This window comes from Candidatus Pelagibacter communis (assembly GCF_001180185.1).
Taxonomy (GTDB): Bacteria; Pseudomonadota; Alphaproteobacteria; order Pelagibacterales; family Pelagibacteraceae; genus Pelagibacter; species Pelagibacter ubique_F.
Genome location: NZ_CVSS01000037.1, coordinates 18,657 through 35,011 on the forward strand (window position 1 = coordinate 18,657; position 16,355 = coordinate 35,011).

The 16,355-nt window shown below is 30.3% G+C and carries 19 protein-coding genes; 10 read left to right on the forward strand and 9 right to left on the reverse strand.

Features of this window, described 5'->3' with window-relative positions; all coding sequences use genetic code 11:
• Window positions 1-59: 59 nt before the first annotated feature.
• The 3 genes from AMN95_RS02325 (at window position 60) to AMN95_RS02335 (ending at window position 2,829) form a co-directional block, all read left to right on the forward strand.
• Complete coding sequence (locus AMN95_RS02325) at window positions 60-788, forward strand: methylenetetrahydrofolate reductase (protein WP_075522381.1); 729 nt, start codon at window positions 60-62, stop codon at window positions 786-788.
• Window positions 781-2,139, forward strand: coding sequence for an aminomethyltransferase family protein (locus AMN95_RS02330; protein ID WP_075522382.1), 1,359 nt, complete (start codon window positions 781-783; stop codon window positions 2,137-2,139). The genes AMN95_RS02325 and AMN95_RS02330 overlap by 8 nt, the downstream gene beginning before the upstream one ends.
• 147 nt (window positions 2,140-2,286) lie before the next feature.
• A complete protein-coding gene (locus AMN95_RS02335; RefSeq protein WP_075522383.1) occupies window positions 2,287-2,829 on the forward strand; it encodes a hypothetical protein in 543 nt (180 codons plus the stop codon).
• On the opposite strand, the gene AMN95_RS05650 is transcribed toward AMN95_RS02335, so the two are convergent.
• From AMN95_RS05650 to AMN95_RS02350, 4 genes are read right to left on the reverse strand one after another with little or no spacing between them, the layout of a single operon-like run.
• The gene (locus AMN95_RS05650; RefSeq protein WP_179850339.1) at window positions 2,826-2,996 is read right to left on the reverse strand and encodes a hypothetical protein; all 171 of its coding nucleotides are present in this window, start codon (window positions 2,994-2,996) and stop codon (window positions 2,826-2,828) included. The two genes, AMN95_RS02335 and AMN95_RS05650, sit on opposite strands and share 4 nt — an antisense overlap.
• Complete coding sequence (locus AMN95_RS02340) at window positions 2,989-3,600, reverse strand: DUF3726 domain-containing protein (RefSeq protein ID WP_075522384.1); 612 nt, start codon at window positions 3,598-3,600, stop codon at window positions 2,989-2,991. Before AMN95_RS02340 ends, AMN95_RS05650 begins: the two co-directional genes overlap by 8 nt.
• Before the next feature lie 8 nt (window positions 3,601-3,608).
• Window positions 3,609-5,264 carry a hypothetical protein gene (locus AMN95_RS02345; RefSeq protein ID WP_075522385.1) on the reverse strand — a complete coding sequence of 552 codons (1,656 nt, stop codon included), beginning with the start codon at window positions 5,262-5,264 and terminating at the stop codon, window positions 3,609-3,611.
• On the reverse strand, window positions 5,265-6,230 hold the full coding sequence (locus AMN95_RS02350) for a membrane dipeptidase (protein ID WP_075522386.1): 966 nt from the start codon (window positions 6,228-6,230) through the stop codon (window positions 5,265-5,267).
• Window positions 6,231-6,340: 110 nt separating this feature from the next.
• Here AMN95_RS02350 and purE point away from each other — a divergent pair, with 110 nt between their 5' ends.
• The 6 genes from purE to AMN95_RS02380 all read left to right on the forward strand — a co-directional run bounded on the left by purE (window position 6,341) and on the right by AMN95_RS02380 (window position 9,916).
• Entirely contained in the window at window positions 6,341-6,814 is a 474-nt protein-coding gene (gene purE, locus AMN95_RS02355) for a 5-(carboxyamino)imidazole ribonucleotide mutase (protein ID WP_179850343.1), read from the forward strand.
• On the forward strand, window positions 6,814-7,860 hold the full coding sequence (locus AMN95_RS02360) for a 5-(carboxyamino)imidazole ribonucleotide synthase (RefSeq protein ID WP_075522388.1): 1,047 nt from the start codon (window positions 6,814-6,816) through the stop codon (window positions 7,858-7,860). Before purE ends, AMN95_RS02360 begins: the two co-directional genes overlap by 1 nt.
• Window positions 7,860-8,327, forward strand: coding sequence for a GNAT family N-acetyltransferase (locus AMN95_RS02365; protein WP_075522389.1), 468 nt, complete (start codon window positions 7,860-7,862; stop codon window positions 8,325-8,327). The genes AMN95_RS02360 and AMN95_RS02365 overlap by 1 nt, the downstream gene beginning before the upstream one ends.
• 119 nt (window positions 8,328-8,446) lie before the next feature.
• Window positions 8,447-8,653, forward strand: coding sequence for a cold-shock protein (locus tag AMN95_RS02370; RefSeq protein ID WP_075519460.1), 207 nt, complete (start codon window positions 8,447-8,449; stop codon window positions 8,651-8,653).
• A gap of 102 nt (window positions 8,654-8,755) precedes the next feature.
• Complete coding sequence (locus AMN95_RS02375) at window positions 8,756-9,502, forward strand: aspartate/glutamate racemase family protein (protein WP_075522390.1); 747 nt, start codon at window positions 8,756-8,758, stop codon at window positions 9,500-9,502.
• Between the two features lie 3 nt (window positions 9,503-9,505).
• Window positions 9,506-9,916, forward strand: coding sequence for a hypothetical protein (locus AMN95_RS02380; protein WP_075522391.1), 411 nt, complete (start codon window positions 9,506-9,508; stop codon window positions 9,914-9,916).
• On the opposite strand, the gene AMN95_RS02385 is transcribed toward AMN95_RS02380, so the two are convergent.
• Window positions 9,906-10,217, reverse strand: coding sequence for a hypothetical protein (locus tag AMN95_RS02385; protein ID WP_143323760.1), 312 nt, complete (start codon window positions 10,215-10,217; stop codon window positions 9,906-9,908). The two genes, AMN95_RS02380 and AMN95_RS02385, sit on opposite strands and share 11 nt — an antisense overlap.
• Before the next feature lie 104 nt (window positions 10,218-10,321).
• Between AMN95_RS02385 and AMN95_RS02390 the strand changes: the two genes are divergently transcribed.
• Window positions 10,322-11,170, forward strand: coding sequence for a DMT family transporter (locus tag AMN95_RS02390; protein WP_075522393.1), 849 nt, complete (start codon window positions 10,322-10,324; stop codon window positions 11,168-11,170).
• Window positions 11,171-11,175: 5 nt separating this feature from the next.
• Here the strand turns inward: AMN95_RS02390 and AMN95_RS02395 are convergent, their stop codons facing one another.
• Genes AMN95_RS02395 through AMN95_RS02410 form a run of 4 tightly spaced genes read right to left on the reverse strand, consistent with a single transcriptional unit; the run spans window position 11,176 to window position 16,282 of the window.
• A complete protein-coding gene (locus AMN95_RS02395; RefSeq protein WP_075522394.1) occupies window positions 11,176-11,763 on the reverse strand; it encodes a sarcosine oxidase subunit gamma family protein in 588 nt (195 codons plus the stop codon).
• On the reverse strand, window positions 11,760-14,756 hold the full coding sequence (locus AMN95_RS02400) for a sarcosine oxidase subunit alpha family protein (protein WP_075522395.1): 2,997 nt from the start codon (window positions 14,754-14,756) through the stop codon (window positions 11,760-11,762). Before AMN95_RS02400 ends, AMN95_RS02395 begins: the two co-directional genes overlap by 4 nt.
• Window positions 14,756-15,025, reverse strand: coding sequence for a sarcosine oxidase subunit delta (locus AMN95_RS02405; protein WP_075522396.1), 270 nt, complete (start codon window positions 15,023-15,025; stop codon window positions 14,756-14,758). The genes AMN95_RS02400 and AMN95_RS02405 overlap by 1 nt, the downstream gene beginning before the upstream one ends.
• Window positions 15,026-16,282, reverse strand: a complete 1,257-nt coding sequence (locus tag AMN95_RS02410) for a sarcosine oxidase subunit beta family protein (RefSeq protein ID WP_075522397.1) — start codon at window positions 16,280-16,282, stop codon at window positions 15,026-15,028. It abuts the gene before it with no gap.
• Between the last annotated feature and the right edge of the window lie 73 nt (window positions 16,283-16,355).

Genomic DNA, 16,355 nt, shown 5'->3' on the forward strand with positions numbered 1-16,355 from the left:
CGCCACACCAATAAATAAATTTCTTTGACAGCTTTTTCAAAAAAGATAATGATCAGGAAATGAAATTTTCTTTGGAAATTGGTCCTCAAACTGATCTATCAACTGTTCCTCCAGTAAATGACGTTTATATCACAATGTTGCCTGGGGGAGACTATAAGGAGACAGCTCAACAGGCAGTTGAGCTTGTAAAAAAAGGCTTTAACCCTGTTCCTCATTTTCCAGCAAGATCAATGCAAGATGAAAAGCAGCTAAAAGATTATGTTTCTAGATGTAAAGATGGAGGGGTTAAGCAAGTTTTAGTAATTGGTGGTGGTAGAGAACCAATGGGAAAGTTTGACAGCTCTTTTCAACTTTTGGAGACTGGTTATTTTGAGAAGATGATAATAGGAATCGCTGGACACCCTGAGGGGAGTCCTGATATATCCGATTCAAATTTAGAAAAAGCTATGAAAGATAAAAAGCCTTATGCTGATTATATAGTAACCCAATGGTTACTAGATCCTCAGCCAATCATAGATTTTATATCTAAACAAAGCGTACCAGTTCATGTGGGAATTACTGGGCCCTTAAAAATATCTAGCTTAATAAAATTTGCTAATATAGTTGGGGCAAAAAATTCTCTTAACTTTCTTAAATCTAATTTTACTAAGGCGTTAGATTTATTGAAACCTAGAGACCCTAATGATTTAATTGGGAAAGTTAAATCACATACTGATTTCTTCCACATTTATACATTCGGCGGCTTGAAGGAAACAAACAAGTGGTTGAAGGAGAATAGTTATGTCTAAAGAGTTTGACTATACTAAATTAAAACATGTTACTTCAGTGGATCAATCTGATCGAAAAGTACCATATAATTTGAGACAAAGTGGGCCAACAAAGGTTGAAATGTTAATCTCAACAAGAGTGAGAAAATCACCCTATTGGCATTTATCAATGCAGGCGGGTTGCTGGAGAGCAACTGTTTATAATCGTATATACCATCCAAGAGGTTACGTAAAACCAGAAGATGGTGGAGCAATGGTTGAGTACGATGCTATTGTTAATCATGTTACAATGTGGAACGTTGCTGTTGAAAGACAAATACAAGTTAAGGGTCCAGATGCAGAAAAGTTTGTTGATTACGTTATAACAAGAGATGCAACCAAAATTTCTCCTATGAGAGCAAGATATGTAATTTTATGTAATGCTTATGGAGGAGTATTAAATGATCCAATTTTATTAAGGATTTCAAAAGATGAGTTTTGGTTTTCTTTATCAGATTCAGATATTGGGATGTACCTTCAAGGAGTGAATGCTGATGGCAGATTTAATTGTACTATTGATGAAATAGATGCATGCCCTGTACAAATTCAAGGTCCTAAATCAAAAGCTTTGATGAAAGATTTGTTAGGGGATCAAGTTGATTTGGAAAACATGCCTTTCTATGGATTAGCAGAAGTAAAAGTTGCTGGTAGAAGTTGTGTAATTTCACAATCTGGTTTTTCAGGAGAAGCGGGATACGAAATATATCTAAGGGATGCAACTTTGTATGCTGATGATATGTGGAATGCAGTTCTTGATGCAGGTAAAAAACACAACTTAATGGTTATTGCTCCTGCACATCATAGAAGAATTCAAGCGGGTATTCTTTCATGGGGACAAGATATGGACCAACAACATAATCCCTTTCAATGTAACTTAGGTTATCAAGTTTCTTTATCAGGAAAAGGTGAATGGAATAAAAAAGCTGATTACGTTGGTAAAACTGCTTTAGAAAAAATGGGTGCTGATCTTAAAGCTGGTAAAAAACCATATAAGTTACAATTAGTTGGAATGGAACTTGGTGGTAAGCCTATTGACGATTATGCGCCTGACTTTTGGCTAATATCACCTGAAGGTGGTGGAGATCCTGTTGGATTTATTACTTCGCCTTGGTGGCATCCAGAAAAGAAAACAAATATTGCCATGGGATACGTTCCGTATGATGGAACTTTAAACCCTAACGGATTTCCAAAAAATAAAATTGGAACTAAGTTTAAAGTACATCTTCCAGAAAAATACTCAGACACTCCAGGAACCCCTGCAAATGCTGTAATTGTGGATATTCCATTCAAAGAATCTTTCAACGCAAATACAAGAGAAGTTGTAAAAGGTTAGATTAATTTAAAGGGGAGAATTATATTTCTCCCCTAAATTATATATGGCTAATTTGTTTCTAATTGCGATTTGCATTATAATTGCAATTGCTTTAATACTATTTCCACTATTAGTGTCATACAAAGAACAAAAAAATAAAAAAAAATAATGTTTGCTGAATTTTTGAATATAGTTTTTAAATCAATTAAATTAGATAGATCATTATATAGTGATAATAAAAATTTTGGTGAAGCTGCTATTTATTTTGCTGGAATAATTATGATTTTGGATGGTATAGCCGGAGCTATAGCCGCGAATACTGTTATTAAGACTGCTATAGCAATGTCAGGTCTTACAGCAATAATTACATGGTTAGTATGGGGTATTTTTATATATGTAATAGGAGTTAAACTTTTTCCAGAAAAACAAACAAAAGTTCCATTTAAAAAAGTTTTGACTGCTGTGGGTTACGCTCACGCACCAGGATTAATCCGTTTTTTTGCTGTTACCCCTGAGTTAATGGTACCAATAATTTTTCTTACACAGTTTTGGATTTTTGCAGCTTTAATTATATCAACTAAACAAATTCTAAATTTGAAATCTAATCTAAAATCCTTTGGAATTGTATTTTTATCTTTTTTGATAATTGCATTTTTGTCTATCTCATTTGTAATGAGTAGAATGAATATTCTTCCAGTAAATAATATCTAAACTGGATAAATTGTCTTTGAAATTCTACAAGAATTGCAAATCTTGAACCCAGTTAATATCAAATTTTGAGACACACTGTCATCAATTACTTTACATTCATCACAAACACCATTTAACTCCTGGATGTTGTCTAGATTTTCAATTTTTTCTTTATCTTTATCAATCATTGTCCGTCAAACCGGCACCAGCAGCACTATTTTTTAAACTATCTGACTCTTCAACAAATGTTTCCTCGGAAAGCTTGTATAAACTTTTCCATTCTACTTCAGAAAAATTATCTGTATTTTCTAAAAAAAAAATTTCAACATTGTTTGCAAATTTTAGAAAAATTTGATTTGGTTTATTTGATAAAATATTAATATTAAAATTTAATTGATATTCAGCTTGATCAAATTTGACACGAATTCTTTTACCTATTATTTCAGAACTTCTACTTAAAAAAGGTAAAATCAGTAATGGAAAAGAAATTTTATCAAATTTAATCATTTTAAATTTTTCAAGATTTTTAATTTGATCTAAAATACTTATTCCAAGCAGTATTGGGCAATAAGGGTATTTTTTTGAATTATTATTTTCAGTGATTAAACTTATACTTTCAAACTTTTCTTGATTTCTTGAAATATAATATTTATTTAAGCTTTTTATTCCTTCTAGTCCAAATAATTCAAGCAAACGAATATTTTTTCCAATCTCCTCTGCAATTCCCCAGGAAAATCCTGCAGCCCTACTTGCGCGTTTTGAGGTTGTTTCTATTTCACTAAGTGATTTCATAAATTTATTTAGCTGTTATAGACCCACTGTTGATCAATATTTTTTAATTCATTTGGTAAAGGAGCTCCTTGGAACATGCATATTCTCAGCCATTTATCTGATCTAGGATCAAATTTTAATGCTCCGAAAAAAGACAATTTTAATCTAAGCATATCAATTGGAATTACTTTTTCTCCAATCGTATTATCTTGAATTTCGGAATATGGAAATTTTTCAACTATAAAGGCTCTTCTAACCACATGTCTTAAATCACTATTTTGAAATAAAAATTTATCAATTGTGAGGTTTTCACTAGTGACAGTAACTTTATCATATAAATTTTTGATATCTCTGGCAATCGCTAACGGCTGCTCTAACTCAGATCCGTTTTCCTCAAATCTATCAGCATATCTTGGTTCTTCTTTATTTTTTGAAATGAACCAAAAGTTTTTATAATTTTCTTTTTTATGAAAATCAATTTTTAAGATTTCAGAGTATTTTTGCTCAATTATTTTTTTTAAATCTCTAACAGTTCTATGAGCTGGTATTGTAAAATATTTATCCTCATCAGAGCTCATTTTTTTAATCAATGGTTTCACTATTTCATCAAAAGGCTCCAACATTATAGAAACTACGTATTCTATGCATTCATAACACATCCTGTTATCTAGCCATGAATAGATCTCATTAAATGGATAATCAATTCCAAAATCAAATTCAGTTTCAATAAACTCAATAAATTTTTTTATATCCTTTAAAAGAAAATTTAACTTTTTTTGCTGATATTCATTATCTGTATTCCAGCTTGTAATATTTTTAAGGGAATTTCTTAAACTAATCTTAAATATCTTGATTTCATTTAAGTCCACTTTTTTTAATTCCCTAATCTTTTTTAAAGCAATTTCTCTACTCATTATCCAATTATTTAATAATGTTGGATGATTTACAATAAATGGTGCCATGCCAAGCCCAGTCGAATTACCAATACCCAAACTTTTACAAATTTTATTATCTAATTTCACTGCTGTTTTTGGAGACTTAGATTTCGCTACATGATTAACTTGATCAAAAGTGAATTGTCTTACAAGATAAACTAGCATCATCTCAAGTCTAAATGGACCATTTATTTCCTTTCGGTTTTTTATTCGGAATCGATCTGCAAGTCCAAATTTTCCTGACCCATAAACAGCAGTCGTTCTATAAAGATATCCAACTTTACTTAATAGCTTTAAATCTGGTTGATTGCCCTTGCTTAAACTATCAACTACATGATTGAATAGTCTTATCGATTTATTTGCTCTAGAAAGAGTTAATTCCTTGTATGACAGTCTGCCGACTTCTTGTCTTGGAACTTCGTTTCTTAACCTACTTAAATCTTCTTTAGTAGGAACTCCATCGTGTAAAGTAAATGCTGCATCCCATTTAGTTGCAATAACTCTGTCAGATCTTTCTTCATCATTTATTTCATTAGCAAAACATACTAATGAATAAACTCTATCTTTTTTTTGAAAAGAGTAAACTGCAGTTCCATGGCCATTTTCATTCAAATCAAATAAATCTCTATTATATTTCCAATCTTTAAACTCATCTAAAAAACTTCTTAGAAAGGACAATTTAGATTGATGAAATGATCCTAATCTAGATAATTTCATAATATCTTTTGGATTTCTTAATTTTACTTCCATTTAAATATTTTTATAAAAATTAAACCAATTATTACCAAGTATACCATTAGTCTCATTTGCCGAAAAACCAACTTTTTTTAATCCTGTTTCTAAGTTTTTAAAACCTCTGGCGTCTTGAAACCAACCAGGTTGTTTTGGAAATCCTGGCTTTTTTTTTGTTCCTTCTCCATAATTTTTTATTTTAGACCAGGTGCCATTTCTCATCCAATCAACAACCGCATCAGGTTGATCTAAACATAAATCAGAGCCAATTCCTATATTTTCTACACTCATAATTTCAGCTGTTCTTGCAGCCATTTCACAAAAGCTTTCTAGTGTACACTTGCTATTTTCCTTTAAATGATGTGGATATAAAGAGAGACCTAGCATTCCCTTACTTTCTCCTAGAATTTTTAATAAGTCAGTTGATTTATTTCTTTTGGCTGCATGCCAAAAATTTGGGTTTGCATGGGTAATTGCTATAGGTTTTTCACTAAGTTCTATTGCATCGAATGTACTTTTTTCAGCTGAGTGAGACATGTCTACAACAATACCAACTCTATTCATTTCTCTTATTGCTTCCTTTCCAAAATTAGTTACTCCACTATCAATTTTTTCATAACATCCAGTCGCAAGTAATGATTGATTGTTGTATGTCAATTGCATAAACCTACAACCTAAATTATGAACTTTTTCAACTAGATGAATATTGTCTTCTATAGGAGAACAATTTTGAAACCCAAAAAAAATAGCTGTTTTATTTTCTTTTTGTGCTTTTTCAATATCTTTAAAATTTTTTCCCAAAAAAATTAAATCTGAATTTTCATTAAATAATTTTTCCCATTTTTTAATTTCAATTAATAATTCATCATAATCTTCATGATAGACTATAGTGACATGAACAGCATCTAGATTCGCTTCTCTGTTTATTTCAAATATTTTTCGACTCCATTTGCAATATTGTAGGTTATCTATTCTATAATTCATGATTTATTAAATAAACCATATCAACATGTATTTTTAATTTCTATGAATTTTATTGAAATTTTAACTATATTTTGAAATAAAGTTTCTTCATCATGATCAATAATAAAATAATTAAAGTTTCAGTCATAATGGGCAGTAAATCAGACTATAAAATTATGAAATTATGTGAAAAAACTCTAAAAAAATTGAATGTTCCATTTGAAACTAAGATTATTTCAGCCCATAGAACTCCTAAAAGAATGTACGAGTATGCCTTGAAAGTAGAAAAAAATAATATAGGCGTCATTATAGCTGGAGCTGGCGGATCGGCTCATTTACCAGGGATGATTTCTGCATTAACGTCGGTACCCGTATTAGGTGTACCAATTGAAAGTAAAAAATTAAAAGGTTTAGATAGTCTTTTGTCAATAGCACAGATGCCAAAAGGTATACCTGTAGGAACTTTGGCTATTGGCGAAGACGGTGCAATTAATGCTGCTCTTCTCGCATCATCGATTATTGGAAATAATAATTCAAAGATTAAAAATAAATTAAAAAGTTGGAGATCTTCTCAAACTAAATCTGTAAAAAAAAAACCTAAATAATGTCATTGATAACACTTGGTATACTTGGTGGTGGACAATTAGGAAGTATGCTTTCGGTTGCAGCAAAAGGTTTGAATATCAAAACAGTTATTTTTTGTGATGATGATGATGCGCCCGCGAAAAATTTTTGTGACGAATTCATTTATGCCGAATATGATGATAATAATAAAATTTATGATTTCGCAAAAAAAGTAAATTTTATTACTTATGAATTTGAAAATATTCCCTATGAAACTTTAAATGAACTCAATAAATTGAAACCTGTTTTACCTAAACCTTCTGTAAATCGTTTAATACAACATCGTATAGCTGAGAAGGATTTTGTGAATAAATTAAATATTAGAACAACCAGATATGTGCTTGTAGAAAATCAGGATGATTTATTGCCTTTAGATGATTTCTTGCCTGGAATATTAAAAACTACTACAATGGGATATGACGGCAAAGGTCAATACCCTATTAATAATAAATTAGATATTAAAAATTTAAATATTGATTTTAAAAAAGATTATATTTTAGAAAAAACGGTTAAACTTAAAAAAGAAATATCTGTGATTATTACTCGATTTAGAAATAATAAATACGAAATTTATGAACCAATTGAAAACATACATAAAGATCAAATTTTGAAATACTCAAAAATACCAGCAGATATTAATCAAAAACTCTACAATCAATCCAAAGAGTGGGCAATCATGATAGCTGAGGAACTTAAATATATTGGAACTCTTTGTGTAGAATATTTTATTGATAGAAATGACAACTTATATGTTAATGAAATTGCTCCAAGAGTACATAATTCTGGTCACTTAACAATTAATGCTTACAACATAAGTCAATTTGAGAATCATATCAGAGCTGTTTGTTCTCTCGAGCAAATTAATCTTAAAAAAATTTCAAATGCAGAAATGATAAATATTATTGGGGATGAAATAATTTACTATCGTCAAAATCCTAAATTAAATAATAATCAATTTTTTTTTGATTATCAAAAAAAAGATATCAAAGAAAAAAGGAAAATGGGACACCTTACAACTTTGAAATAATGCTAAAATCTATAGAGGGTAATTTTGATCATCCAGAGGTAAATCAGCTTTTAAAAAAACATTTTGTAGAACTTAGAGCCGCTTCACCTGAGGGCAGTGCTCATGTATTAGACATACCTGGGCTTAGAGAACCATCGATAAAATTTTGGAGTTTATGGGATAAAAATCAACTAATGGGGTGTGGTGCTTTAAAATTTTTAGAAAAATTTCATGGCGAATTTAAATCAATCAGAGTGCATGATGATTATAGAGGCAAAGGTAACGGTGTAAAAATTATTGACCATTTAATTGGTGAGGCAAAAAAACTGGGAATTAAAAGATTAAGTATAGAAACGGGTGCAGGAGAATTTTTTGCACCGGCAAGAAAATTGTTTGATAAATTTGGGTTTAAATCATGCCAACCTTTTGCTCATTATAAAAAAGATATAAATTCCCTATATTTTACAAAAATTTTAGACAATATTTAATTTTTTTAATTTATTATTTAATCAATTTAGTTGACAAAACTGATAATTTTCTAAAGAAAGCGTTTAAATTACTTAATTATAAGTAATAAATTAATATAACAAATAGTAAGAAGAAAAATATGAGTCTACAAGGAAAAGTAAAATGGTTCAATCCTACCAAAGGTTTTGGTTTTATTGAAAGAGATGACAAAGAAAAAGATGTATTCGTACATGTGTCAGCAGTAAGAGATGCTGGTATGAACGGATTAGATGAGGGTCAGGCTTTGACTTTCGATGTTGAAGATGGTCCTAAAGGTCCTTCGGCAGTTAACTTAAAAACTGCATAATTTTCACATAAAAAATTGGCTATAAATTTAATTATTTTTAATTAAGAATTAATTTATTTTTATAGCCAATTTACTATTCTTCAATTTAATTAAAAACTATTTATGATTGGTATTTTAGGTGGAATGGGTACTCAGGCAGGTTTAGATTTTTGCAATAAGCTTGCAATTTTATACAGAGGTAAGATAGATCAGGATTATCCATTGTTTTTACTCTATAACAAATCTAATATACCAGGTAGACCTGAATCAATTGGTATTCATACAGGAAAGCTATCAAAAAAAACAAGTGATAAAAAAACTAAACAAAAATATTCATTAGTTTTAAAAAGTTTAATTTATGGCTGTAATCTTTTAAAAAAAAGTAATTGTAAATTTATAGTCATACCCTGTAATACAGCACATTATTGGTATGATGACTTAAAAAAAAAAATTAGCATACCCATAATAAATATGCCCAAAGAAGTTTTTTTATATGCCCAAAAAAAATGTAAAAAAAATTCATCAATTGGTTTGCTTGCAACTGAAGGAACTTTAAAAACAGGTGTCTATAACAAGTTTTTTGATAAAAAATATAATTTAGTTTTTCCAAATAAATCTATTCAAAGTATATCTGTAAATAAAGCAATTAAATTTGTAAAAATGGGTAAAATAAAATTAGCAAGTAAAGTAATTAAACCTGCGATAAATTATTTAATCAAAAAAAAATGTAAAAAAATTATCTTAGGTTGTACAGAGCTTCCTATTGCCATATTTGCCTATAAACCATTCAAGACAATTAAATCTTCAAAAATTTTTTTAGATCCAAATTTGATTTTAGCTAATGCTGCCATGAAGAAATACAAAAAATAGATAATGCCATCTAAAGGAAAACCTTATGTGTTGTTAGTTGCAGAAGCAATTTACTTAAAAGTTTGTGAGATAAAGAAAAAAAATCCTGAACTTTCAAACATAAACGCAATTGAAAATTTTATTGGATCAACTGTCTACAATGAAATTAGTAGTGGAAAATTTCATGATAAATTAATTGATCAGGTTTCTAAAAAAAAAGCACCTGAAGAAACTATAAGATTACTCCATATTCAAAAAGAATTATCTGTCAAACAGTTAATCCAATTTCCTGAATTATATTATGCAAAGAGTCACTATCCTCTTGAAATTTCTCAAAGAGCCTTTGATCATTTGTGGAGAATGTGTGAAAGTTATGAGCTATGGTGTAAGGAAAGCAAACAAGAAAATTTAATTAAACTAAATATTATTGATTAATATTTACCAGATTTATTTTTTTCCTAGCTAAATAAATTCTTTTTTCAACCAATTTTCTTAATTCTTCATTCAGATCTTTTTTAGAATTATTTTTTTCTATTGTTTCTTTAACTAAATCTAGAGAATTTTTTCCAGTTTTGTATTTAATAGATTTATTAATCAAATATTGACCACCAGCTTTATAAATATTTCCTGAGGTTATTGCGGTTACACTTGGTCCAATTAAAGACATTAAAGGTATGAATCCTGACAAGAAAACGAAGGATATTAAAATTAATGTTAATCTAATAAACCTATTCATATCAAAACCTTAGTTGATTTGATTAGATTATTCTATTTAATTGTAGTCCAAATTAGGGTTAAAATATCCAAAATTTATTAAGATTAATGTAATTTGAACGTTTTATGCTGAAGATATATCCATTAATATTTATTATCTTATGGTCTTCTGCATTTATTACTACAAAACCGATTATAGATAATAGTGATCCATTTTCAGCATTAGCATTCAGATTTTTTTTTGTTGCAATAGGATTTTTTTTATTTTCTCTTTATCTTAAACAATCAGTAATTATTCGAAAAAAAAATTTAATTGAGTCTATATTAAGTGGTATTCTTTTTCATGGATTTTATTTAGGTGGGGTATTTTATTCCATATCAATTGGTATGCCTACAGGTACTGCTGCATTAATAGTAACACTACAACCTGTTTTAACAAATGTGTTGAGCGGACCAATACTAAATGAAGAAGTTACTATAAATCAATGGATCGGAGTATTTTTAGGATTTTTTGGGGCAACATTAGTTCTGGGTTTTGATATTGGTGTTGATATTCCTCTAATTGGTGTAGTGGCAACAATAGTAGCTTTAATCTCAATTACTGTTTCTACAATTTGGCAAAAAAAATTAAGTAACAATTTACCTTTAACAGTCAGTAATTTTTATCAAGCTTTGGGTGGTTGTTTGTTTCATATAATAATAATAATTTTATTTGCTAAACCATATATTGATTTTACGAAAACATTTATCATTTCGATGAGTCACCAAATTTTTCTAGTTTCATTTGGAGCATTTACGATATTAATGTTTTTAATAAAAAACAATTCTGCTAGTAAAACAGTTTCTATATTTTTTTTAATTCCAGCTACCTCGGCTTTAATGGCTTGGCTTTTTTTAGACGAAAATTTAACTAAAATAGATATTTTGGGTTTTATCATAACAACAATAGGAGTTTATATTGCGACCAGGAATTAAATATTTTATATGGTTTTAAACCCAAATTCTAAAGACGCATCAGTAATAGAGTGATAAAATGATTCTCCAAAACTTCTAAGTGTAAATAACCTTACTTTTTCAGGGTTGGTATCAAGCATATCAATGGTAAATGCTATTCCATTATAAGTTGAATTTATTGAATTATTTTTTTCTAAAGTATTGAAGTTAAAAGGACAACCTTTTTTTAAAACTTCTCTAGTATTTTTTCCCTCAAGTTCAATTATTGCTTTAGAGTGAGACAAATCAGTAACTGCAAAATCTGATTCGTTGCAAACATTGAGAAGATTATTAATTAGATCTTTTTTTGAAGACACTAAAAGCCAATTTTTTGGTCCGTTCCATAAAATTCTTGTATCACTATTAGATGTTACTTTTAATGGTTCATTATTAAAATTTAAATTATCTATACTTATATTTTCTAAAGAAACTTGAGAATTTTTATACTGAACTATTTGAATAATTAACAAATTTTTTAACTCTGAAATCTTTAGGAGTTCTCTCTCATTTTTATCCTTATAATCACCAAATTGGCCCTTAGAGTGAATATTTGCTAAAGGTGATATTAAATTCATGATCTAACCCTTTCACCTTTTGGGTCAACATAATGTGAAGAAACTATTTCAACTGGAATTATTTTATTTTTTAAAGGGGACATCACAAATAATTTTTTACCGATCATATTCTTTCCATCTTTAAGAATAGCCAAAGAAAATGGATTATCGTGTTCTACACTCCAGCATGATGCCGAAATATAACCTAATTTTGGGTTAGGTAGTGGTGCATTAGAGTCTTTTACTAAATGGGAGCCCTCTGGAATAGTTGTTTTCTTATCTAAAGGGACTACTCCTACTATTCTTTGTCTATCAGCAGCTACAAATGCAGCTCTTTGTAATGATCGTTTTCCAATAAAATCTTTTTTTTTACTTATTAGGCCATCTAACGCATTATCGTAAGGGATTGTTCTCCCGTCAAGTTCCGAGCCCGCAACATGGCCCATCTCGATACGTAGTGTAGATAGTGCTTCTGTTCCGTACGGTTGAATTTTAAATTCCTGACCTAATTCAATGATTTTTTCCCACATATAGTTACCACTATCCGACTTTACGTTCACCTCATAAGCCAACTCACCTGAGAATGAAATTCTAAAAATTCTTGCCTCTGTACCAAATAAATCTGCCTCCATGTAACCCATAAATGGCAAATTTTCATTGGATACATTATCCTTTGGAAATAATTTTTGTAATAAAGCTCTTGATTTTGGTCCAGCTATTGCTGCGCCAGCCCATTGTTCAGTTGTTGAAACTACATTTACATTTAATTCTGGCCAAACAAGTTGTAAATAATATTCAAGATGTGAAAGTACATTTGCTGCTTGAGCTGTTGTTGTGGTCATATGATAATGGTTTTCTGAAATTCTTGTGGTAGTTCCATCATCCATTACTATACCATCTTCTCTTAACATAACTCCGTATCTAGCTTTACCAATTGGCAATTTCAACCAAGCGTTAGTATAAATTCTATTTAAAAACTCTGCAGAGTCAGGGCCTTTAATATCTATTTTACCTAAAGTTGTAACATCACAAACACCAACATTGGTTCTAACATTTTTAGCTTCTCTTTTAGAGGCTTCAAATAAAGTTTCATTTCCTATCTTATAGTATCTAGGTCTCAACCAAACTCCAGCATCTACAAAAACTGCATTATTCTTTTCATGCCATGAATGCATTGGTGATTTTCTGGTTGGTTTTGAGTGTTTACCAATTTCTCTTCCAACTATGGCTCCAATTGAAACTGGTGAGTAAGGAGGTCTAAATGTTGTATGACCTACTGCTGGAACAACTTTATTCTCAATTTCAGACACAAGTTGTAATCCATTTAAGTTACTCGTTTTACCTTGATCTGTAGCCATTCCAAGTGTTGTATACCTTTTAACATGCTCAATTGATCGGTAACCTTCTCTTAACGCTAGCTCTATATCTGTAACAGCAACATCATTTTGAAAATCTAAAAATCTTTTGTAATTTTTTCCTTTTGGCAAAGGTACGCACCAAAACTTATCGTGCTTTGAAGATTTTTTTTCAACTACATTTGGTATTGAGATTTCATTTTCTTTTTTTGTTATTTTTTTTGATATTTCATTTGCTGCTTTAAATGAAGTTTTTAAGGTATTCTGAAGTGAAAAAATTCCATTAGCTGCTCCTAAAGTAGTTTCTTTTTGTTTAGATTTACCGGGAACAAAGGCGTCTATTTCTTCATTAAATTTTGTTTTATTACCTGATTGAGAAGCGAGATGAATAGTTGGTGTCCAAAAACCAGAAACACATATACAGTCGCATTTTATATTTTCAATTTTTCCTAATTGTTTTTTGTCTTCTGAAATACCTGCAATATCAGCAGATTTTACTTTTTTATAACCCTGAGCAGCAACAACAACATAAGAAAATTTTATTTTGATTCCAAGATTAATTGCCTCATCAATAATTTCTCCGCTAGGGTTTTTTCTTGAATCTAAAACAATTGGATCGATCCCATTTTTTTTAAATTCAATGGCCGTTTCATAACCACTATCATTATTTGTAAATACTAAAGGATTTTTTCCAACTAAAACGCCATAAACTTTAAGATATTCTTTTGCTGCTGATGAAAGCATTACACCAGGAGTATCATTATTTCCAAAAACTATAGGTCTTTCAATAGATCCTGAAGAAATCAAAACTTCTTTTGCTCTGATGTACCAAAGTCTCTTGTTTGGGTGAAATTTTTTTGTTTGTGGCAAGTGATCGCTCACCTTCTCAGACATTACAAGCATATTATGATCGTAATATCCAAAAATTTGTGATCGATTTTTGATAGTTACATTGGGCATTTCTTTAAGTTCTGAAATAATACTCTCAGCCCAATCTTTTCCTGATTGATTTCCAATATTAACATCACTAGTCAAAAGAGATCCTCCAAATCTAGGTTTTTCCTCTGCTAAAATTACTCTTGCACCATTTTTTGCAGCTGTATATGCGCTTGCCAATCCTGAAGGTCCCGATCCAGCAATTAATAAATCACAATATTCGTATTTATGTTCATACCTCTCTTTATCGTGCTCGGTTGACGCAACACCTAGTCCAGCTGCTTTTCTAATAAATGGTTCATAAACTTTATACCAAAAACTTTTTGGCCACATAAATGTTTTATAATAAAATCCAGCTGGTAAAAAAATATTCAAAAAATTATTTATTGCCCCGACATCAAAATTTACACTTGGCCAACAATTAACACTTTTTGCCTCTAGACCTTCAAAAAGTTCTTGTTCTGTGGCTTTAATATTTGGTTCAGTCTCCCCATTTCTATAAAGCTGAACTACAGCATAAGGTTCATCAACTCCTGCTCCAAAAAAACCTCTTGGTCTATGATATTTAAAGCTCCTTCCTACTAAATGAACTCCATTAGCTAATAGTGCTGACGCTAAAGTATCTCCTTCGTATCCAAAATAATTTTTACCGTTAAATTTAAATGAAATCTTTTTATCTCTATTTATAAGTCCAATATTTTGTAATCTATAATTTTGAGACATTACGATATCTCCTCATCAGCTTTTAGTGTATTAAATATTTCATGAGTAGCTGTATCTCTCTCAACTTTTATCCATTGTCTACATCCTGAAAGATGTTGCCATAACTCCCAGTGTTTTCCTCTCAAACTTTTTCTATTATAAACAAAATTATCCCAATCCTTATCTGAGATTTCCTGATTTAATTCTGGTCTTTTTACACTTGCATCTCCTCCATAGGAAAATTCATTTTGTGATCTCAAACCACAATGTGGGCACTTTATATGAAGCATTTATGAGATCCAAGTTTTGGTACCAAGTCCTTTTTCATCAAGTAAGTAACCTGTATTAAATCTTTTTAAGCTATATCCTGAATTTAATTCATGAACTTTATCTTGTGCAATCGTGTGAGCGAAAGTCCAACCTGAGGCTGGAGTAGCTTTAAAACCTCCATAACACCAACCACAATTTAAATATAACCCTTCGATATGAGTTTTGTCTATGATCGGCGAACCATCCATTGACATATCCATTATTCCACCCCATGTTCTTAACATCTTAAGTTTGCTGAGGAAGGGCATCATTGCAATTCCCTCAGTTAACACATGTTGTAATGTTGGCAAATTTCCTCTTTGAGCATAACTATTATAACCATCTAGATCTCCGCCCATGACCATCTCACCTTTATCTGATTGACTTATATAAAAGTGACCTGCACCAAAAGTTACTACTTTATCTAAAACTGGTTTAACTGGTTCTGACACACATGCTTGTAAAAGATGTGTTTCTATCGGTAAAGTCATATTCAATTTTTCAGCTAAAATATTTGTGCTACCAGCAACACATAGACCTATTTTTTTTGCTTTTATGTTTCCACGTGATGTTCTAACTCCATTTATTTTTCCTGCAGATACATCGAATCCTATAACCTCACAATTTTGAATTATATCTACACCCATAGAATCTGCTTGACGTGCATAACCCCATGCTACAGCATCATGTCTTGCTGTTCCTGCACTTGGCTGCATTAAACCTCCAAAAATTGGAAATCTTACATTTTCAGAAAAATCTGCCATTGGAATAATTTCTTTTACTTGTTCTCTGTTAAGTAAAACTGCATCAATACCATTCAATCGCATTGAGTTTCCTCTTCTTGCATAAACATTCATTTGAGCATCAGAGTGTGCGAGATTTATTATACCCCTAGGAGAAAACATCACATTATAATTTAAATCCTGGCTCATGCTTCTCCATAAATCCATTCCGAACTCACTGAATAAACCATTGTCATCATGCATGTAATTTGATCTAATAATTGTCGTATTACGACCTACATTTCCTCCACCAATCCAGCCTTTCTCTATGATTGCAACATTTGTTATATTGTGTTCTTTTGCCAAATAATATGCTGTAGCTAATCCATGGCCTCCACCACCAATAATCACAACATCATACTCATTTTTTGGAGTTGGATCTTTCCAAGCCAAATCCCAATTTTCATGGTTAGAGAAGGCATTTTTTATTAAGCTGAATATTGAATAATTTTGCATAAATAAATTTTATAATAATGAATATAAATAGTTCATATTTTTTTTATATATAATTTTTAGATATTTCCAAAGG